This window comes from Prauserella alba (assembly GCF_024171735.1).
Lineage (GTDB): Bacteria > Actinomycetota > Actinomycetes > Mycobacteriales > Pseudonocardiaceae > Prauserella > Prauserella alba.
Genome location: NZ_JAMTCH010000003.1, coordinates 810,727 through 829,106, shown reverse-complemented (window position 1 = coordinate 829,106; position 18,380 = coordinate 810,727). Strand labels below are relative to the sequence as shown.

The window sequence follows — 18,380 nt, the reverse complement described above, 5'->3', positions numbered from 1 at the left end:
AACAGCAGTGCGGCTGGGGAGGTAAGGGCGGCGTGAATCCCGCGCCGAGTGAGACGTGGAGGCGAACAGCGGTGAACCGGCTGCGGGAGGCCTGGCAACGGGCCGTCACGGCAGAGTTGTGCTGGACGAACCCCGACGGCAGTACCGCCGCGATCGCCGTGACACCCGTGCTGCGCGGACCGGATCCCGCCTCCGCGACGGTGTGCGCCGCCCTGCCGTACGCGCGGGCGGGCGAAGTCGAGGGCCTGCGCTCGGCCGCCGCCGCGGTGTTCGCCGTGACCGACTCGCGCTCCCTGCCCGGCGACGCCGCGGCCGAAACCGCAGCCGGCGACGCTTCGGCCGGGGTCGTGTTGTCCGGGATCGCCGCGGCCGGCACCGTGCGGATCATCGACGACCTCCACGGTGAACTGTTCACCGAGGAGCTGCTCGACCAGGAGCTGGTCAAGTACCCGCCTTCACGCGCGCTCGCCGACAGCGTGCTGCTCCGCCGCGAGAACTGGTGGTGGCTGCCCCGGATCGTCGTCGAGCTCACCGGTTCCGCCGCGGGTGCCGGCAGCGCCGGGACGATGCCGCTGCCCGCGCGCACCGACCCCACCCGGCACGCACTGCTCGTCGGCCCGGCAGCCGACTCCCCCGAGCCGCCCGACACCCCGAAACTGCTCGGCTCCCCGGAACTGCGTCGTGTCCCCGAACTCCACAGTGTCCCGGAGCTGCGCTGTGTCGACGTCGGTGCCGATGTCGATGACGCGCCGCACCCCGCGGTGCCGTCCGGGGTGGCGACGGTGCGGGAGCTGACCGATGAACCGCTGCCGCCGGCGCCCGGCGGCGCGCTGGTGTTCGGCTACGACTACACGATGCCCGATCTCGAACGGTGGGAAGCGTGGTCGCTGGCGGGGACGGTCGAAGGCGAGCAGCTGGCCGTCGACGCCCGGACCGGATCCCCCGGTGCGGACCTGCGCACCCTCGGCCTGCTGGCACGCACCCGGCGGCACCGCGCTCTGGCGAAGGCGTGCCGGGCCGGTGTCCGCGCCGCGGAACGCCACCCCCACCCCGCTCCCTGAGCCGGCCTCGACTGCCCCCAAGGGCACTGTGGGTGCACTCAACGCGCCCATTTCTCCCCTCGCGACATCCTCCGCCCACAACACCCGACAGTCCGGCCGGTGGCCATCCGCGGATCGTGAGGGGAAGATTCGTCGCGTTCAACGCCACTAAAGTGCCCTTGGGGGCACGCGGCAGGTGACGTTGCTCCCACGATGCGGACGCTGCTGGACCACCCTGTGAACACCGTGGCAAGGTAATCGTCGTGACTGTGACGACCGCCGGTGTGGCCCTCGTGGTGCGACGCCACGTGGACTACCTGCGCGTCTCCAGCAGTCTGTGCCGGCCCTGACCGCGACGCGCCGCTCCCTGCCCAACCGCAGCCGCACGTCGAGCGCGCACCGGGCCGCACGTCGGTCCGCCTGCCGGCGCAGGCCGATGCCACCACACATCGCCGACGCCCACCAGGCCGGCCTCTGGTCACCGACGCCCACGTCCGAGCCCACCGCGCGCACGTCCCCGGCAACGGTCCCGAGCGGCGGCGCGGCACCCGGTCGTCCCCGGCCGCTGCACCGGCCGCCACGGCCCGCCCGAACGCCCAGCCCGAACCGCCGCCGAACACACCGCCCTGGAGGACACCGCCATGGCCGCCGAGACAGGCCGACCCGCCCGCCCCAAGAAGCGCCGCGGCGAGGGCCAGTGGGCCCTGGGTTACCGCGAGCCGCTCAACCCCAACGAGCGCTCCAAGAAGGACGACGCGCCGCTCAACGTGCGTGCGCGCATCGAGAACATCTACGCCCACACCGGCTTCGACGGCATCGACCCCGGCGACCTGCGTGGCCGGTTCCGCTGGTTCGGCCTCTACACCCAGCGCAAGCCCGGGATCGACGGCGGCAGGACGGCCACGCTGGAGCCCGAGGACCTCGACGACAAGTACTTCATGCTCCGGGTGCGCCTCGACGGCGGCGCGCTGACGACCCGGCAGCTCGCCGTCCTGGGTGAGATCTCGCAGACCTACGCCCGCGACACCGCCGACATCACCGACCGGCAGAACATCCAGTACCACTGGATCCGGGTGGAGGACATGCCCGCGATCTGGCAGAAGCTGGAGGACGCGGGCATGACCACGATGGAGGCGTGCGGCGACAGCCCACGGGTCATCCTCGGCTCCCCCGTCGCCGGCATCTCCGCCGACGAGATCATCGACGGCACACCCGCGATCGACGAGATCACGCGCCGGTTCGTCGGCGATCCGACGTTCGCGAATCTGCCGCGCAAGTTCAAGACGGCGATCTCCGGCCAGCAGGACGTGGCCCACGAGATCCACGACGTCGCATTCGTCGGAGTGGAGCACCCCGAGCACGGTCCCGGATTCGACGTGTGGGTCGGCGGTGGCCTGTCGACCAACCCGATGATCGCCAAACGCCTCGGGGTGTGGGTGCCGCGGGACGAGGTCCCGGACGTGTGGGAAGGCATCATCAGCATCTTCCGCGACTACGGCTACCGGCGGCTGCGCTCGCGTGCCCGGATCAAGTTCCTGGTCAAGGACTGGGGCCCCGAGAGGTTCCGTGAGGTGCTCGAAACCGAGTACCTGCACCGCACGCTCATCGACGGTCCCGCGCCGGAGGCTCCGCAGCGGCCGATCGACCACATCGGTGTGCACGAGCAGACCGACGGGCTGCGCTACGTCGGCGGCGCGCCGGTGGCGGGCCGCGCGTCCGGCTCGCTGCTGTTGTCCGCGGCGAAGGCCGCCGAACGCGCAGGCTCCGGCCGGGTCCGCCTGACGCCGCAGCAGAAGCTGGTCGTGCTGGACGTGCCGGAGTCCGAGGTCGCCGCCCTGCAGTCCGAGCTCGCCGAGGCCGGGCTGGACACAACACCGTCACCGTGGCGGCGCAACGTGATGGCCTGCACGGGCATCGAGTTCTGCAAGTTGGCGATCGTCGAGACAAAGAAGCGCGCCTCGGACCTGGTCACCGAGCTGGAGCAGCGGCTGGCCGATCTGCAGGACGGACTCGACGACCCGGTGTCGGTGCACCTGAACGGCTGCCCGAACTCGTGCGCCCGCATCCAGGTGGCCGACATCGGCCTCAAGGGCCAGATCGTCACCGACGCCGAGGGCAACCAGGTCGAGGGCTTCCAGGTGCACCTGGGTGGAGGCCTCGGGCTGGATGCGGGATTCGGCCGTAAACTACGTGGTCATAAGGTCACGAGCGACGAGCTCACCGACTATGTGGAGCGGGTCGTGCGGAACTACCTGGATCAACGCGGCGAGGGCGAGCGGTTCGCCCAGTGGGTCGTGCGCGCAGCGGAAGCCGATCTCACGTGAGTGAGGCCACTTCCTCGAGGGCGACGCCCATGCACTGCCCGTACTGTGCCGACGAGGATCTCCGTCCGGAAGACGACGGTGCATGGCTGTGCACGTCCTGTCGGCGGGTGTTCACAGTGACCTTCATCGGACTGCGCATTCCGGAGGTAAAGCGATGACCGCGACAAGGACGGCCGAGGAGCTGCAGGCCCTCGCCGAACGAGCGTCCGGCGAACTGGCCGAGGCGACCACCGAGGAAGCGATCCGGTGGGCGGTCGAGCAATTCGGTGACGATCTGATCGTCGCCTCGAATATGCAGGACGCCGTTCTGGTCGATGTCGTCACCAAGGTCAAATCGGACATCGATGTGCTTTTTCTCGAAACGGGCTACCATTTCGCGGAAACGCTCGGGGTTCGCGACGCCGTGGCGACGATCTATCCGGATGTGCGGATCATCAACGCACAGGCCGAGCAGACGGTCGCCCAGCAGGACGCGGAATACGGTCCGAAATTGCACGACCGGGACCCGACTCAGTGCTGCCACCTGCGGAAAGTCGTTCCGCTGCGCAACACGCTCGCCGACTATTCCTGCTGGATCACCGGTGTCCGCCGCGTCGATGCACCCACCAGAGCGAACACGCCGATCGTGACATGGGACGATCGCAATGGCCTGGTGAAGGTGAACCCGATCGCGGCCTGGACCGACGACGAGTTCAACGGCTACATCGACGAGCACGGGATTCTGCAGAATCCGCTGGTCCACGAGGGGTACCTCTCGATCGGCTGCGCCCCGTGCACCGCGAAGGTCGCGCCGGGCGCCGACCCACGCAGTGGTCGCTGGGCCGGCAAGTCCAAGACTGAGTGCGGGCTGCACGCCTGAGGAAGGATGTCATGACCACACTAGAGGCCGCGGCCGATGCGGCGCGCGACAATCTCGCCGCGCTGGAATCGGAAGCCATTCACATCTTCCGTGAGGTGGCGGGCGAATTCGATCGTCCCGTGATCCTCTTCTCCGGTGGCAAGGACTCCACGCTGCTGCTGCACCTGGCGATCAAGGCGTTCTGGCCCGCGCCGGTGCCGTTCCCGCTGCTGCACGTCGACACCGGCCACAACTTCGACGAGGTCATCGCCTTCCGTGACCACGTCGTCGAGAAGTACGGCCTGCGACTCGTCGTGGCCAGCGTGCAGGACTACATCGACGACGGCAGGCTGGCCGAGCGTGCCGACGGCACGCGCAACCCGCTGCAGACGCAGCCGCTGCTCGACGCGATCGCCGACAACAAGTTCGACGCCGTGTTCGGCGGTGGCCGCCGCGACGAGGAGCGCGCCCGCGCCAAGGAGCGCATCTTCAGCCTGCGCAGCTCCTTCGGCCAGTGGGACCCACGCAGGCAGCGCCCTGAGCTGTGGAACCTCTACAACGGCAGGCACCGCCCCGGCGAGCACGTGCGCGTGTTCCCGCTGTCGAACTTCACCGAGTCCGACGTCTGGAACTACATCGCGCGCGAGCAGGTCGAACTGCCGTCGATCTACTACGCGCACCAGCGCAAGGTCTACAGCCGCGACGGCATGTGGCTGACCGAGGGTCCGTGGGGCGGTCCCCGCGAGGACGAAGAGGTCCACGAGCTGACGGTGCGCTACCGCACGGTCGGTGACGGCTCGTGCACCGGCGCCGTCGAATCAACCGCCTCGACGGTCGAGGAGGTCATCGCCGAGGTGCAGGCGAGCCGCCTCACCGAGCGTGGCGCGACACGTGCCGACGACCGCATGTCCGAGGCCGCCATGGAGGACCGCAAGCGGGAGGGGTACTTCTAACCATGAGCTCGTTGCTGAGGCTCGCCACAGCGGGCAGCGTCGACGACGGCAAGTCGACCCTGGTCGGCAGGCTGCTGTACGACACCAAGTCCGTACTCGCCGACCAGCTGGACGCCATCGAGCGCGCCAGCGTCGACAAGGGTATGACGACCCCGGACCTGTCGTTGCTGGTCGACGGTCTGCGCTCCGAACGGGAGCAGGGCATCACGATCGACGTGGCGTACCGCTACTTCGCCACGCCGAACCGCAGCTTCGTGCTCGCGGACACGCCGGGGCACGTGCAGTACACCCGCAACACGGTCACCGGCGCGTCGACCGCGCAGCTGGGCGTGCTGCTGGTCGACGCCCGTAACGGCGTCGTCGAGCAGACCCGCAGGCACGCGGCCGTGCTCGCGATGCTCGGGGTTCCGCGGCTGGTGCTGGCGGTGAACAAGGTGGACCTCATCGACTACGACGAGGCCGCCTTCACCGTGATCGCCAAGGAGTTCGCCGCGCACGCGACGTCGCTCGGCTACGCCGAGGGCACCGTGCTGGCCATCCCGGTGTCGGCGCTGCAGGGCGACAACGTGGCGACCAAGTCGGAGAACACTCCGTGGTACTCGGGCCCGACGCTGCTCGAACACCTCGAAGAGGTGCCCGTGGCGCCGGACCCGCACGAGGCCCCGTTCCGCATGCCCGTGCAGTACGTCATCCGTCCTCGCACGCCGGAGTACCTCGACTACCGGGGCTACGCGGGCCAGATCGCGGCCGGCACGGTGCGGCCGGGCGACGAGGTCGTCGTGCTGCCGCAGGGCCTGAAGTCGACGGTCGAGAGCGTCGACACCGCCGACGGTTCGCTCTCCGAGGCAGGCACCGGCAAGTCGATCACCGTCGTGCTCGCCGACGACCTGGACATCACCCGTGGTGACGTCATCGCCGCGGCCGACAACGCACCGAAGGTGACCGACGAGTTCACCGCGGCGCTGTGCTGGCTGTCGAGCAAGCAGCTCGAGCCGGGTGCACGCGTGCTGATCAAGCAGGGCACGCGCACGGTGCAGGCGATGGTCGAGGAGCTCAACGCCCGGTTCGACGAGCAGACGCTGTCCATCGTGGACTCTCCGGGGAAGCTGGAGCTCAACGAGATCGGCAACGTCAGCCTGCGGCTGGCCGAGCAGCTTCCGGTGGACGACTACACGGTGAGCCCGCGCACGGGTGCGTTCATCGTGATCGACCCGAAGGACGGCGACACGCTCGCCGCCGGTCTGGTCGGGCACCGGTTCAGCCAGCTCAAGGGCGTGACGGAGCCCGAGGTCGCATGACGGTGGCGCACCTGCCGCTGCTGATCGTCGCGCACGGTAGCCGGGACCCACGGTCCGCGGCTACCGTGCGCGCGCTCGCGGACGTGGTGCGCACCCGCTCCCCCGGTGCGGACGTCCGGGTGGCGTTCCTGGATCTGTCCGCACCCTCTGTCGGCGATGCCCTCGCCGGCCTGTACGCCGAGGGACACCGCCACGTCGTGGCCGTACCCCTGCTGCTCGGCCACGCCTACCACGCGCGGGTGGACCTGCCCGCGCTCGTCGACGAGGTCACCGGCAGCCTGCCGCGGTTGTCGGTGACGGTCGCCGACGTCCTCGGCCCCGACCCGTTGCTGGAGGAGGTCGCACTCGACCGCCTCGCCGCCGGCGGTGCAGACCTCGCCGACCCGGACCTCGGCGTCGTACTGGCCGCCGTGGGGTCGTCGCACGATGCGGCCAACGACGTCGTCGCCCGCATCGCACGCGGCTGGGACGGGCGTCACTCCGCCAGGGTCGCCGCCGCCTTCGCCAGCGCCGCACGGCCCGACGTGCCCGCGGCGATCACCAGGCTCCGCGCCCACGGCGCACGCCGGTTCGCCGTCGCGTCGTGGTTCTTCGCCCCGGGCCTGCTGCCCGACCGGATCGGCGCGTCGGCTGCCGAGGTCGCCCCCGGCGCGCTCGTCGCCGCCCCGCTGGGAACCGATCCCCGCGTCGCCGCGGTGGTGCTCGACCGGTACGACGAGGCACTCACCGGCGCCGCCGGTACCGTCCGCACCGCCTGAGCCGGCGTCGGCGCGCGTCGGCGTATGCGACATGCCTTGCCTAGGCGACTAGACGATTGCCTGCCTAGGCAAATAGACTTATCATCGTGGTGACGACGAGACTTAAACCGGCCAAGGTACTCGGCCTGACAAGAAAGGCTGCCCGTAAGCGCGGGCTGATGGTCGAGCAGATCCCGAACCGCGGAAAGGGGTCCCATCAGGTCTACGTCGTCACGGATGCCGCCGGCGTGGAAGTCGGACGATTCGCCATCACCGGCCACAACCGAGAGCTGTCCTGGACCGTCCTCCGGAGCATCGAGGACGCCCTCGCACACCTTTTCGGCGCGAAATGGATGGAGGAGACGTGACGAACGAGCGGCCGTACTACGACGTTGTCGTCACTCGTGAGGACGGCCTGTGGGTCGCCGTGGTCGACGGACTACCGGGCGGCGCGACCGATGTCGACCGCATGCGCGATCTCGAACCCGACGTACGCGACCTCATCGCGGGCCTTCGTGATCTCGACCCCGAGGATTTCGAGATCAGGTGGCACTATCGGCAGGGCGAGCACGACCTGACGCCTGCCGTCGCCCTGCTCCAGGAACGCGAACAGTCGGCCGAGGAGGCCGTGCGCAAACGCGACGAAGCGCGCTATTCGGCGATCATCGAGATGCACGAGGCCGGACTGAGCTACCGGACCATCGCCGACCTCGTCGGCATTTCGCACCAGCGCGTCCAGCAGCTTGCGAGTGCCGGCACCTCGGCCTGAGCCGGCGCCGGCGCGCGTCGGCGTATGCCAGAGTGTTCGCCATGGCTGACGAACTCGTCCACTACGACCTCGACAGCGGCGTCGCGACGATCACGCTGGATTCGCCGCACAACCGCAACGCCCTGTCCGCACAGCTGCGCAGCGAGCTCACCGACGCGCTGACCAGGGCCGCCGACGACGAGCAGGCGCGCGTGATCGTGCTGACCCACACCGGCACCGTCTTCTGCGCCGGCATGGACCTCAAGGAGGCCAAGGGCGCGGGCTCCGACGACCAGGGAGTCAACGGCTTCCCCGCGATCCTCAAGCAGCTCTGGACGAGCCCGAAACCGGTCGTCGCCAAGCTCGCCGGACCGGCGCGCGCGGGCGGTGTCGGCATGGTCGCGGCCGCCGACATCGCAGTGGCATCGGCCGACGCGACGTTCGCGTTCACCGAGGTCCGCATCGGCGTCGTGCCCGCACTGATCTCGGTCACCGTGCTGCCCCGGCTCTCCCCTCGCGCGGCGCACGAACTGTTCCTCACCGGCGACACGTTCGACGCCACCCGGGCCGCCGAGGTGGGCCTGCTCAACGCCGCCGTCCCGCCCGACGAACTCGACGCGAAGGTCGCCTCCTACGTCGACTCACTGGTACGCGGCGGACCGACGGCACTCGCCGCGACCAAGGAACTGCTGCAGGGCGAGCGCGGCCGGATCATGGGCGCCGAGCTGGAGAAGATGCAGGCGTTGTCGGCGCACCACTTCGCGAGCGACGAGGGCCAGGAGGGCATCGCCGCGTTCGGCGAGAAGCGCCCGCCCCGCTGGATTCCCTGACCCTCGCCTCGAACGCGGATGCCGTCCCTCCCCACGCGCCGAGGAGGGGCGGCATCGCGCGGTCACGCCTGCGGTCGCCGCTGAACCCGAGCGCGGGCGGTGTCAGGAACGCAGGAAGTCCCGCAGTCCGGCCAGGTCGTCGGTGTTGATGTGGTCGACACCGGCGTCGCGGAGTTCGGTCCACACCGCGGTGCGCCGCTCGCCCGCCCTGTCCGGGGTGGCCCAGAATCGCAGCCGCTGCCCGGCGTCGTGGGCCCTGGCGACCATCGCATGCAGCCGGGCCCGCTCCCGGACCGGCATCGGGCCCTCGCCGTTCCAGTCGAAGACGGTGTTCCAGTTGTCGCTGACCAGCGGCATCAGCTCGGCGGGCAGGTCGCCGCCCAGATCGCCGGAGCGGCCGTCGTAGAACGAGAGCCGTTCCGCGGCGCCGGCCATGTCGGCCAGCAGCCGGTTGCCGCTCACCACGACCCGGATCGCACCGCGTTCGATCTGCCCGTCGCGAAAGCGCGTGAGCATGCCCGCGTACTCGGCGAGCTGCCGTTCCAGCAGTTTCCACGTCCGAGGCCTGTCGCTCTTGATGTCGACGAGCAACTGGAACTGCCCCTTCCACCCGGGGTACACACCGGACTTGCCGCGCACGGCGTCCCGCAGCGGATCAAGGTAGAGGCTGTGCAGCGTGCGGCCGGGGTCGAGTTCCCAGGAGTCGTGGGCCACCAGCAGCTCGTCGCCGACGGCCCACACGTCCGCCTCGACACTGGTGAAGCCGTGTTCCAGGGCGTCCAGCAGCGGCCTCGGGTGCTCGTAGTCGTTGTGGGCGTGTGCCTGGGCCAGCGGCCTGCCGAGGTCGGGGCGCGGCTGCGCGCCTGCGGTGACGGGCGAGACCAGGGCGATCACCGCCGCCAGCAGGGCGACGGCGGCGCGGGGCGCGTGCATACGGGCTCCTCACATCGGCTGTGTCGGAGCCCATCGAAGCGGGCGATCGTGTCCGCGTCGCGAACCTCAGGAGTCGGCGAGCAGAACAGTGAACCGGCGGCTGCTCGCCCGGTCACCACCGGCCGCGAGAGCCCGCTGGGCGTCGGAGAGCGTGCCGTGCACGGCCAGATAGGTCCGCGGATCGGCCTGTTTCAGCCCGTCGGCACCCACCCAGACCAGCACGTGCTCCCCCGCAGGCAGCCACGACAGGTCGGTCAGGCAGTCGTACAGCGCGTCCAGGTTCCGGCCGAAATGCGACGGGAACCGCAACAGTGCCGCGATGGCGTCGAGCGTCGCGGCCTTGTCGGTCAGGCCGCTGCCGTCGAGCACGTAGGTGAACGCGCCGCGCGCCTTGGCGTCGGCCACGAGAGCACTGCTGTCGGGGTTCGGTGCAGGTGTGGATGTCACGGTCAGGTCCGGGTATCGACGACGACGAACGATGCGTAATGGTCTCCGGTGTAGTACAGCTCGTCCTCGCTGCCGGTGACGAGCCGCCGAGCACCCCGGTCGGAGCTACCGGGCGTGTCCACCGTGTACTCGTGGTAGTAGCCGTGGGGTTCGTCGGGCAACAGCCCTTCCCGGTTGCCGAAGACGGTGCCGTCCCGCTCGGGGTACGGGAAGGGGCCACCTCGTTCGACGAGCTCCCACGTCTGTTCGGCCTCCGGGGGCAGGTCGGCCAGCGCCACCACCTCGAGACCGGATTCCGCGCCCGGCAGGCTACCGCCTCCGCCCGACGCGCCGCCTCCCCCGGTGAGTTCGCCCACGAGCCAGCCGCCGAGAGCGAGCAGGATGAGCCCGGCCAACGCCACACTGATACGCCTGCGCGAGAACACGCGCGCCTCCCTAGGAACGCCGGCGGCCGTCTGCGGGCCGCTCCGCCTGCTCGTCCGGACGCGCGCGCCGCAGGCGGTCTGCGAGGGTCATGGCGAAGTCCACACCACGGCGGAGCAGCCACGTCGCCGCGGCGCAGATCGGCAGCAGCACGGCCGCGACCAGCACGAACTGCAACGGGAACCACTGCTGCGCGAGCCAGAGCTCGAACCCGTCCCACCAGCGGGCAACTCCGTCGAACACAACGTGAGCCTACTGCAGGTACGTTGGCGCCATGTTCGCCGTCTATGCCAACGAAGCCAACGCCGACGACCCGCTCGCCTCCCTCGTCGTGGGAGAGCGCCCCGACCCGGAGGTCCCCGCAGGCTGGGTCAAGGTGAATGTCAAGGCCGCAAGTCTGAACATGCACGACATCTGGACGCTGCGCGGTGTCGGGATCAAGAGCGAGCAGTTCCCCATGATCCTCGGCTGCGACGGTGCGGGCGTGCTCGACGACGGCACCGAGGTGGTCATCCACTCGGTCGTCAACGACGAGTCGTGGCAGGGGGACGACACCCTCGACCCCAAGCGCACCCTGCTGACCGAGAAGCACCAGGGCACGTTCGCCGACTCGGTCGTGGTGCCCGCGCGCAACGTCGTTCCCAAGCCCCGCGGGCTGTCCATGTCGGAGGCGGCCACGATGGGCACCGCCTGGCTCACCGCCTACCGCATGCTGTTCGTCAAGTCCGGCCTGCGCCCCGGCCAGACCATGCTGGTGCAGGGTGCCTCCGGCGGGGTGTCGACCGCGCTGGTGCAGCTCGGCCGCGCGGCGGGCCTGCGCGTGTGGGTCACCGGCCGTAGTGAGGACAAGCGCGCCCTGGCCGAGCAGCTCGGGGCGCACCAGACGTTCGAATCGGGCGCCCGTCTGCCCGAGCGCGTGGACGGCGTGTTCGAGACGGTGGGCAAGGCCACCTGGTCGCACTCGATGAAGTCGCTGAAGCCGGGCGGGATCATCGTCGTGTCCGGTTCGACGAGCGGCCCGGACGCGAGCGCCGAACTGCAACGGCTGTTCTTCCTGCAGCTGCGCGTGGCCGGTTCGACCATGGGAACCCGCGACGAGCTGGCGGATCTGCTCACCTACACCGAGCTGGCGGGCATTCGTCCGCAGATCGGCGCCGAGCTGCCGCTGACCGAGGCCGGGAAGGGCTTCGAGGACATGCTGGAAGGCAGGACCTCCGGGAAGATCGTCTTCACCCGCTGATCTGCGAAAACACCGCTGACCAGGGATAATTCCGAACACGCAGCGTTACGATATCGCTTCGTGACCTTTGTTACGGAGCCTGAACCAGCCTTCTGTGTTTAGCCTGGTTCCATGATCGCATCCCGGCGGGAGGCATCAGGCTCCCCGGCAGCAGCCGGGGTTCCAGGGACTCCGGAGCCGTCCGACGCTCCGGACTCCCTGGAACCTCCGGATACCGCGGCCCGCTCCGGTCACCCCGGCGCGGGCCCCGAGCACGATGTCGAGATCCGCACCTCGTACCGGCGGTTCGGCGGCTTCTCGACCCGCGTCCTCGAGGCGGGCCCCCGGCCCGTGGAACGCCCCGCGGGACGGCGGTTCCGCCGGCGATCCGACGAACGCCGCGCCCGCACGCCCCGACTGGTGCTGCTGCACGGCTACTGCGACAGCGCCGACACCTGGCGTCCGGTGCTGACCGAGCTGGCGCGCGCCGGCGTGGCCGCGGTCGCCGTCGACCTCCCCGGCTCCGGCGAGGCCTCCGCCCTGCGGTCCGGCGCCATACTGCCGCAGCTCGACGTGTTCACCGCCGCCGTCGCAGCGGACCAGTCCGCGCTGGGCGGTGTCGTACTGGCCGGCAATTCGCTCGGCGGCACGATGGCACTGCGGGCCGCGCAGAACCCGTCCCTGCCGCTCGCGGGCGTCGCCTCGATCGCGGCGCCCGGACTGTCCGACTCGTGGCTCGTCCGGGGCGTGGCACGCAACCCCCTCGCCCGGCTCGCCACCTCGCTTCCCCTGCCCGTTCCCCGGTTCCTGGTGCGGAGCGTCGCCGAACAGGTCGTGCCACGGCTGCTCTACGCCGACTCGGCCAACGCGGCGGCCGAGCACGTCGAACGGTTCGTCGAGTTGTTCCCGGACTTCAAGTCCACCGGCGAGCGTCTGAACCAAGCGGCCCGGCTGGTCACCGAACTCGACGACGCCTACGAGCTCGACCGCATCGCGCTGCCGCTGCTCGTGGTGACCTGCGGACGCGACCGGCTCGTCAACGCCGACTCCGGTGAGCGGTTGCATTCGCTCGTGCCGCACAGCAGGCTGCTCGTCCGCCAGGACTGGGGACACTGCCCACAGCTCGACGATCCGCACGGCCTGACGCAGGCACTGCACTACTTCGCGGGCAGCGCCCTGTCCGAACTCCCCAGGAGCGCGAACCGGAGCGCCCGCAGCCGGCCACTGTCCGGCGCGGTGGGCTGACCCGCAGCGGTGGACCGACGCTCAGCCGCGATCCGGCGCGGCCGGGCCCGCCGAGCACTCGGCCGGCACGTGGCCGTCACAGCCGCGAAGGGACCGGCCTCAGCCGAACCTGCGGGCGGCCGCCGACACCGCGTCCCGGGCCTGTTCGGCCAGCCGCGCGACGATCCGCTCCGCCGGGCGCGACTCGGTCAGCGGGTAGGTCTGCCCCGCCCACAGCGACACCGCCTCCGGGTCACCCGCAGCCGTCGCCGCGGCCCGCACCGGCTTGGTGATGTTGTTCAGCTGCGGATAGGCCGCCGGTGCGGCCGCCGAGTTCTCCCGCAGGAACCGGTTCTCCAAGCCCCGCGCGGGCCTGCCGCTGAACGCACGCGTGATCGCCGTCTGCCGCCCGCCCGCATCGAGGGCCGCGCGATAGGTGCCGTTCGTACCCGCCTCGTCGGCCCGCAGGAAGGCGGTGCCGAGCTGCGCGGCGACCGCACCCGCCGCCAGCGTGGCGGCGACGTCCGCGCCGTGCACGAGGCCGCCCGCGGCCACGAGCGGCAGGTCGGTCTCCGCGCCGATGAGACGCAGCGCCGCCAGCAGGCCGAACAGCGGCCCGCCGCTGTCGCTGCTCGCGTCGTCGGTGAACACCGCGCGGTGGCCACCCGCCTCGAACCCCTGAACACACAGCGCATCGGCGCCCGCCGTGGCGGCCTCACGCGCCTCGGCCGGGGTCGTCACGGTCACCACGACCGTCACATCCGCCTCATGGAGCCGCTCGATGTCTGCGGCCAACGGCGTGCCGAAGGTGAACGACACCACCGGTACCCGCTGCTCGACGACGAGGTCCAGCTTCGCCGCGTAGCCGTCGTCGTCCCACCGGCCCGCACCCGGCGCGACACCGTAACGGTCGGCCTCGCCGCGCAACCGGTCGGCGTACGAGGTCACGTCGACCAGCGATCGCACGCCGGGGACGAACAGGTTCACCCCGAACGTCTCCCCCGCCAGCTCGCGAGTCTTGTGGATCTGATCGGCCAGCGTGGCGGCCGTGAGGTAGCCTCCGGCGAGGAACCCGAAGCCACCCGCCCGCACGACCGAGGTGACCAACTCCGGCGTGGACGGACCGCCGGCCATCGGCGCCGCGATCACCGGGACGCGCAAGGACTCGAACATGCCCCTCATCGTACGAACGGACGTTGCCGGGATTCGATGCGGCATCGACGTGCCACCGACGCCGTATCGCGAGCGCGTGACATATCAGCCGGTGACGTAACACCGCCATGACCCGCCGTCACCCGGGCGAGCTACACCTCGTTTCGGCCCTGCTAATCCTGTCCGCCGAACCTTGAGTGGGCCGGTCGGAGCAGTTCAGGCTCCCGGTCATGCGCGAGACGCCTTCGCGCACCATCCGAGAGGAAGAGGACATATGACCGAGAAGCAGCAGACCCCGTCCGCCGCGAAGCGCTGGACCACGCGCGGCCTCGCCGTGAGTGCGCTCACCGTCCCGATGGTGGCGGTACTCGGCGGCACGGCCGCGGCGGCGGAGCTGACGCCGATCGCCGAGTACCTCGACGAGACGGTCGCCGCCACGTCCGCCTCGCTGGTCGAGGCTCTGGCCGTGGTGCTCGGCGTGAGCTGATTCCGCCCCGGACCACGAAGGCCGCGCGATCCCGGGGACCGCGCGGCCTTCGGCTACCACGAGCGGACTGTCGGGACTCGGGACCACGGGCACGGGCACGGGCACGGGCACGGGCACGGGCACGAGCACGAGTGTCGCGATCGGACAGTCCGATCGCGACGGTCGGCTGTTACTTCTTGCCCTTGCCCTTGTCGCTGCTCTCCCCGTCGTCCGCGGACAGGGCGGCGACGAACGCCTCCTGCGGCACTTCCACGCGGCCGACGGTCTTCATCTTCTTCTTGCCTTCCTTCTGCTTCTCCAGCAGCTTGCGCTTCCGCGAGATGTCACCGCCGTAGCACTTGGCGAGCACGTCCTTGCGGATCGCCCGGATCGTCTCGCGCGCGATGATGCGGGACCCGACGGCGGCCTGGATCGGCACCTCGAACTGCTGCCGCGGGATCAGCTCGCGCAACCGCTTGGTCATCTTGTTGCCGTAGCTGTAGGCGAAGTCCTTGTGCACGATCGCCGAGAACGCGTCGACGGCCTCACCCTGCAACAGAATGTCCACTTTGACCAGTTCGGCCGTCTGCTCGCCCGCCTCCTCGTAGTCGAGCGAGGCATAGCCACGCGTACGGGACTTGAGCGAGTCGAAGAAGTCGAAGATGATCTCGGCGAGCGGCAGCTGGTACCGCAGCTCGACCCGGTCCTCCGACAGGTAGTCCATGCCGAGCATCGTGCCGCGCTTGCCCTGGCACAGCTCCATGATCGCGCCCACGAACTCCGACGGGGCGATGATCGTCACCTTGCTGATCGGCTCGTGGGTCTCGGCGATCTTGCCCTCGGTCGGCCAGTCCGACGGGTTCGTGACGACGTGCTCGGTGCCGTCGTCGAGGAAGACGTCGTAGACGACGTTCGGCGCCGTGGCGATCAGGTTCAGGCCGAATTCGCGCTCCAGCCGGGCACGCGTGATCTCGAGGTGCAACAGACCGAGGAAGCCGCACCGGAAACCGAAGCCCAGCGCGACCGACGTCTCGGGCTCGTAGGACAACGCGGCGTCGTTGAGCCGCAGCTTGTCGAGCGCGTCGCGCAGCACCGGGTAGTCCGAACCGTCGACCGGGTAGAGTCCGGAGAACACCATCGGCTGCGGTTCGCGGTACCCGGCCAGCGGCTGCTCCGCCCCGCGCCGTTCCGACGTGACGGTGTCGCCGACCTTCGACTGCCGCACGTCCTTCACACCGGTGATGAGGTAGCCGACCTCGCCGACACCGAGCCCTTCGGACGGCTTCGGGTCGGGCGAGATGACGCCGACCTCGAGCAGCTCGTGCGTCGCGCCGGTCGACATCATGCGGATCTTCTCGCGCGGCGTGATCTTGCCGTCGACGACCCGGATGTAGGTCACGACGCCGCGGTAGGTGTCGTACACCGAGTCGAAGATCATCGCGCGTGCCGGGGCGTCCGCATCGCCCTCCGGAGGTGGGACCTGCCGCACGACCTCGTCGAGCAGTGCCTCGACGCCGTCGCCGGTCTTCGCCGACACCTTCAGCACGTCCGAGGGCTCGCAGCCGATGATGTGCGCCAGCTCGGCGGCGTACTTCTCCGGCTCGGCCGCCGGCAGATCGATCTTGTTCAGCACCGGGATGATCTGCAGGTCGTTCTCGAGCGCGAGGTACAGGTTGGCCAGCGTCTGCGCCTCGATGCCCTGGGCCGCGTCCACGAGCAGGATGGCGCCCTCGCACGCCTCCAGCGCACGGGAGACTTCGTAGGTGAAGTCGACGTGCCCCGGGGTGTCGATGAGGTGCATGACGTGGTCCTGGCCGTCGGCGCGCCACGGCAGCCGCACGTTCTGCGCCTTGATCGTGATGCCGCGCTCCCGCTCGATGTCCATGCGGTCGAGGTACTGGTCGCGCATGGCCCGCTGCTCGATCACGCCGGTGAGCTGCAGCATCCGGTCGGCCAACGTCGACTTGCCGTGGTCGATGTGGGCGATGATGCAGAAGTTGCGGATGAACTCCGGCGGCGTGAACGTCTTCTCGGCGGACGGGCGGTTCTTTGTCACTCGTTTCCTCGGATCGCTCGTGGACGGCCACAGCCATGGTCCCATGCCGCCGCCCGTGAGGTTCCCCCGGAGGCCGGACGTCCGACGAGGTCAGCACCGCACGGCGGCACCGAACCGGGGCCGTGCGGCGGCGGGTGTCAGTCCGAGGCGGGCCGGACGTCGGTCCGCAACGGATGGTCCGAAGGGACCTGCACCAGCACGATCCGCACCCCGTCCGGGTCCCGGAGCCATGCCTCGTCGAGCCCCCACGGCTCGCGCCGGGCGTCACGCTCGGGCTCCACGCCCCGCTCCCGCAGGGTCGCCAGCTCGGCCGGCAGGTCGCGGACCTGCAGCCACAACGCCATCGCCTCGCTCGGCCCTGCGCTCGCGCGGCCGACGATCTCCAGCAGTCCGCCGCCGACGAAGAACACCGTTCCCCCGGGGAACTCACGGTAGATCGCCAATCCGAGAGTGTCCCGGTAGAAGGCGGTGGTGACCTCCGGGTCACGCGGGTGCAGCAGGATGCGGCTGTTCAGCACGTCCATGGCGGCAGGATCTCACACGGCACCGGACGCTCACGCCAGCGCGATCGCCGTGATTCCCGCCAGCACCACCAGTGAACCGGCCAATCTCCTGCGGCCGTGCGGTTCGCCCAGAATCAGCCATCCCGCCAGGCCGGCCAGCACGATGCTGACCTCGCGCAGTGGCGCCACCAGGCTGACCGGGGCCAGCCGCATCGCGAACAGCACAAGCAGGTACGCGACCGGGGAGAGGAGCCCCACGAGCACCACGGACCGGCGGTGCTCCCGCCAGAGCTCGTGAGTCGGCCCTTCGGCACGAACCCCGGACCCACGGCCGTCGAACCCGGTGCCCTCGAACCCGTTGCCTTCCGACCTGCTGCGGCGCAGCGCGTAGGGCGCCAGCAGCAGGCTCTGCAGCACTGTCCCGGCTGCGAGGTAGACAACCGGCGGGACGCCGAGTTCATCGACGGAATAGGCGTCCCACAGCGTGTACGCCGCGATGGTCACGCCGGTGAGCATCCCGTAGCCGGCCCCCGCGCGCCTGCGGCCGGGAGTGCGCACCGCGCGGGGCGCGCTGATCACCAGGACCCCGACGACCACGAGGCCGGCACCGACGAGCCCGGGCCAGCCGGGCCGCTCGCGCAGCAGCGCCACGGCCACCAGCACGGACAGCAGCGGACCGCACCCCCGCGCGAGCGGGTACACGACGGACAGGTCGCCGACGGTGTAGCCGCGCTGCAGCACCACGCCGTAGGCCACGTGCGCCACGGCCGTGACCACGGCCGCCAGCAGCCAGGTCCAGCGGGGTTGGTCACCGCTCACGACGAGGTGCGCAACCCCGAACGGCAGCAGCACCACCGCCGAGACCGTGTAGTAGCAGAAGACGAAGCGAGCCCCGCCGGGCACGCGAGTGGCCACGAGGTTCCAGGCGGCGTGGACGGCGGCGGCCAGCAGAACGAGAACGAGCGCGGTGAGGGACACGGGCAGCCTTCCTGGCCCGCCGCGGCCACGGCAGGCCGGCTACTCCAGGCTTTTGTCCCGTCATATGTCGTGTGCGGCCCGTCCCGCACACGGGTGCCGCTCGGACCGGACCCGCGCTGCCCTCGTTGTCGGTGTCGTTCCCGCGGGAACGAACGGGACGCGGCGGAACCCTAGGCACTGTCGGTGGCAGCGTACCGCCGCTCGCGATACC

Annotated in this window: 21 protein-coding genes; 13 read left to right on the top strand and 8 right to left on the bottom strand. The window is 70.3% G+C overall.

The window, feature by feature from the left end:
• Nucleotides 1-71: 71 nt before the first annotated feature.
• The 10 genes from LY12_RS03710 to LY12_RS03665 all read left to right on the top strand — a co-directional run bounded on the left by LY12_RS03710 (nt 72) and on the right by LY12_RS03665 (nt 8,768).
• A complete protein-coding gene (locus LY12_RS03710; RefSeq protein WP_253853248.1) occupies nt 72-1,061 on the top strand; it encodes a hypothetical protein in 990 nt (329 codons plus the stop codon).
• Nucleotides 1,062-1,681: 620 nt separating this feature from the next.
• Nucleotides 1,682-3,364: a nitrite/sulfite reductase gene (locus LY12_RS03705; RefSeq protein WP_253853247.1), complete on the top strand. Its 1,683-nt coding sequence runs from the start codon at nt 1,682-1,684 to the stop codon at nt 3,362-3,364.
• 29 nt (nt 3,365-3,393) lie between these two features.
• The gene (locus LY12_RS03700) at nt 3,394-3,522 is read left to right on the top strand and encodes an Insertion element protein (RefSeq protein ID WP_228726678.1); all 129 of its coding nucleotides are present in this window, start codon (nt 3,394-3,396) and stop codon (nt 3,520-3,522) included.
• Entirely contained in the window at nt 3,519-4,223 is a 705-nt protein-coding gene (locus tag LY12_RS03695) for a phosphoadenylyl-sulfate reductase (protein ID WP_253853245.1), read from the top strand. The genes LY12_RS03700 and LY12_RS03695 overlap by 4 nt, the downstream gene beginning before the upstream one ends.
• Nucleotides 4,224-4,234: 11 nt before the next feature.
• Nucleotides 4,235-5,155 (top strand): sulfate adenylyltransferase subunit CysD, encoded by a 921-nt coding sequence (gene cysD / locus LY12_RS03690; RefSeq protein ID WP_253853244.1) that lies wholly within the window; start codon nt 4,235-4,237, stop codon nt 5,153-5,155.
• Nucleotides 5,156-5,157: 2 nt separating this feature from the next.
• Nucleotides 5,158-6,453 (top strand): sulfate adenylyltransferase subunit 1, encoded by a 1,296-nt coding sequence (locus LY12_RS03685; protein ID WP_253853243.1) that lies wholly within the window; start codon nt 5,158-5,160, stop codon nt 6,451-6,453.
• A complete protein-coding gene (locus tag LY12_RS03680; protein ID WP_253853242.1) occupies nt 6,450-7,211 on the top strand; it encodes a sirohydrochlorin chelatase in 762 nt (253 codons plus the stop codon). Before LY12_RS03685 ends, LY12_RS03680 begins: the two co-directional genes overlap by 4 nt.
• An 86-nt stretch (nt 7,212-7,297) precedes the next feature.
• Nucleotides 7,298-7,558, top strand: a complete 261-nt coding sequence (locus LY12_RS03675; protein WP_253853241.1) for a hypothetical protein — start codon at nt 7,298-7,300, stop codon at nt 7,556-7,558.
• Nucleotides 7,555-7,959: a MerR gene (locus tag LY12_RS03670; RefSeq protein ID WP_253853240.1), complete on the top strand. Its 405-nt coding sequence runs from the start codon at nt 7,555-7,557 to the stop codon at nt 7,957-7,959. Before LY12_RS03675 ends, LY12_RS03670 begins: the two co-directional genes overlap by 4 nt.
• 41 nt (nt 7,960-8,000) lie before the next feature.
• Nucleotides 8,001-8,768, top strand: a complete 768-nt coding sequence (locus LY12_RS03665; protein ID WP_253853238.1) for an enoyl-CoA hydratase family protein — start codon at nt 8,001-8,003, stop codon at nt 8,766-8,768.
• A gap of 102 nt (nt 8,769-8,870) precedes the next feature.
• Here the strand turns inward: LY12_RS03665 and LY12_RS03660 are convergent, their stop codons facing one another.
• From LY12_RS03660 to LY12_RS03645, 4 genes are all read right to left on the bottom strand, one after another.
• The gene (locus LY12_RS03660) at nt 8,871-9,701 is read right to left on the bottom strand and encodes a phosphatidylinositol-specific phospholipase C/glycerophosphodiester phosphodiesterase family protein (protein ID WP_253853237.1); all 831 of its coding nucleotides are present in this window, start codon (nt 9,699-9,701) and stop codon (nt 8,871-8,873) included.
• Between the two features lie 66 nt (nt 9,702-9,767).
• Complete coding sequence (locus LY12_RS03655; protein WP_253853236.1) at nt 9,768-10,148, bottom strand: barstar family protein; 381 nt, start codon at nt 10,146-10,148, stop codon at nt 9,768-9,770.
• 2 nt (nt 10,149-10,150) lie between these two features.
• Nucleotides 10,151-10,573: a guanyl-specific ribonuclease gene (locus tag LY12_RS03650; protein ID WP_253853235.1), complete on the bottom strand. Its 423-nt coding sequence runs from the start codon at nt 10,571-10,573 to the stop codon at nt 10,151-10,153.
• Between the two features lie 10 nt (nt 10,574-10,583).
• Nucleotides 10,584-10,814 carry a hypothetical protein gene (locus tag LY12_RS03645; protein ID WP_253853233.1) on the bottom strand — a complete coding sequence of 77 codons (231 nt, stop codon included), beginning with the start codon at nt 10,812-10,814 and terminating at the stop codon, nt 10,584-10,586.
• 31 nt (nt 10,815-10,845) lie between these two features.
• Between LY12_RS03645 and LY12_RS03640 the strand changes: the two genes are divergently transcribed.
• The gene (locus LY12_RS03640) at nt 10,846-11,811 is read left to right on the top strand and encodes a quinone oxidoreductase family protein (RefSeq protein ID WP_253853231.1); all 966 of its coding nucleotides are present in this window, start codon (nt 10,846-10,848) and stop codon (nt 11,809-11,811) included.
• 111 nt (nt 11,812-11,922) lie between these two features.
• Complete coding sequence (locus tag LY12_RS03635; RefSeq protein ID WP_253853230.1) at nt 11,923-13,035, top strand: alpha/beta fold hydrolase; 1,113 nt, start codon at nt 11,923-11,925, stop codon at nt 13,033-13,035.
• A gap of 99 nt (nt 13,036-13,134) precedes the next feature.
• On the opposite strand, the gene LY12_RS03630 is transcribed toward LY12_RS03635, so the two are convergent.
• Nucleotides 13,135-14,187, bottom strand: coding sequence for an NAD(P)H-dependent flavin oxidoreductase (locus LY12_RS03630; protein WP_253853229.1), 1,053 nt, complete (start codon nt 14,185-14,187; stop codon nt 13,135-13,137).
• A gap of 253 nt (nt 14,188-14,440) precedes the next feature.
• Here LY12_RS03630 and LY12_RS03625 point away from each other — a divergent pair, with 253 nt between their 5' ends.
• Complete coding sequence (locus tag LY12_RS03625) at nt 14,441-14,653, top strand: hypothetical protein (protein WP_253853228.1); 213 nt, start codon at nt 14,441-14,443, stop codon at nt 14,651-14,653.
• 169 nt (nt 14,654-14,822) lie between these two features.
• Here LY12_RS03625 and lepA read toward each other — a convergent pair whose 3' ends face one another.
• From lepA to LY12_RS03610, 3 genes are all read right to left on the bottom strand, one after another.
• Nucleotides 14,823-16,688 carry a translation elongation factor 4 gene (lepA, locus tag LY12_RS03620; RefSeq protein WP_253853227.1) on the bottom strand — a complete coding sequence of 622 codons (1,866 nt, stop codon included), beginning with the start codon at nt 16,686-16,688 and terminating at the stop codon, nt 14,823-14,825.
• 137 nt (nt 16,689-16,825) lie between these two features.
• Nucleotides 16,826-17,212 (bottom strand): VOC family protein, encoded by a 387-nt coding sequence (locus tag LY12_RS03615; RefSeq protein ID WP_253853226.1) that lies wholly within the window; start codon nt 17,210-17,212, stop codon nt 16,826-16,828.
• Between the two features lie 30 nt (nt 17,213-17,242).
• On the bottom strand, nt 17,243-18,169 hold the full coding sequence (locus LY12_RS03610; protein WP_253853225.1) for an EamA family transporter: 927 nt from the start codon (nt 18,167-18,169) through the stop codon (nt 17,243-17,245).
• Between the last annotated feature and the right edge of the window lie 211 nt (nt 18,170-18,380).

What these genes read in the sequence shown, in the direction of transcription:
- LY12_RS03705 (WP_253853247.1), top strand. Translation starts at nt 1,682, where the DNA reads ATGGCCGCCGAGACAGGCCGACCCGCCCGCCCCAAGAAGCGCCGCGGC.
- LY12_RS03700 (WP_228726678.1), top strand. Translation starts at nt 3,394, where the DNA reads ATGCACTGCCCGTACTGTGCCGACGAGGATCTCCGTCCGGAAGACGAC.
- LY12_RS03695 (WP_253853245.1), top strand. Translation starts at nt 3,519, where the DNA reads ATGACCGCGACAAGGACGGCCGAGGAGCTGCAGGCCCTCGCCGAACGA.
- cysD (WP_253853244.1), top strand. Translation starts at nt 4,235, where the DNA reads ATGACCACACTAGAGGCCGCGGCCGATGCGGCGCGCGACAATCTCGCC.
- LY12_RS03685 (WP_253853243.1), top strand. Translation starts at nt 5,158, where the DNA reads ATGAGCTCGTTGCTGAGGCTCGCCACAGCGGGCAGCGTCGACGACGGC.
- LY12_RS03680 (WP_253853242.1), top strand. Translation starts at nt 6,450, where the DNA reads ATGACGGTGGCGCACCTGCCGCTGCTGATCGTCGCGCACGGTAGCCGG.
- LY12_RS03665 (WP_253853238.1), top strand. Translation starts at nt 8,001, where the DNA reads ATGGCTGACGAACTCGTCCACTACGACCTCGACAGCGGCGTCGCGACG.
- LY12_RS03660 (WP_253853237.1), bottom strand. Translation starts at nt 9,701, where the DNA reads ATGCACGCGCCCCGCGCCGCCGTCGCCCTGCTGGCGGCGGTGATCGCC.
- LY12_RS03640 (WP_253853231.1), top strand. Translation starts at nt 10,846, where the DNA reads ATGTTCGCCGTCTATGCCAACGAAGCCAACGCCGACGACCCGCTCGCC.
- LY12_RS03635 (WP_253853230.1), top strand. Translation starts at nt 11,923, where the DNA reads ATGATCGCATCCCGGCGGGAGGCATCAGGCTCCCCGGCAGCAGCCGGG.
- LY12_RS03630 (WP_253853229.1), bottom strand. Translation starts at nt 14,187, where the DNA reads ATGTTCGAGTCCTTGCGCGTCCCGGTGATCGCGGCGCCGATGGCCGGC.
- LY12_RS03625 (WP_253853228.1), top strand. Translation starts at nt 14,441, where the DNA reads ATGACCGAGAAGCAGCAGACCCCGTCCGCCGCGAAGCGCTGGACCACG.
- LY12_RS03615 (WP_253853226.1), bottom strand. Translation starts at nt 17,212, where the DNA reads ATGGACGTGCTGAACAGCCGCATCCTGCTGCACCCGCGTGACCCGGAG.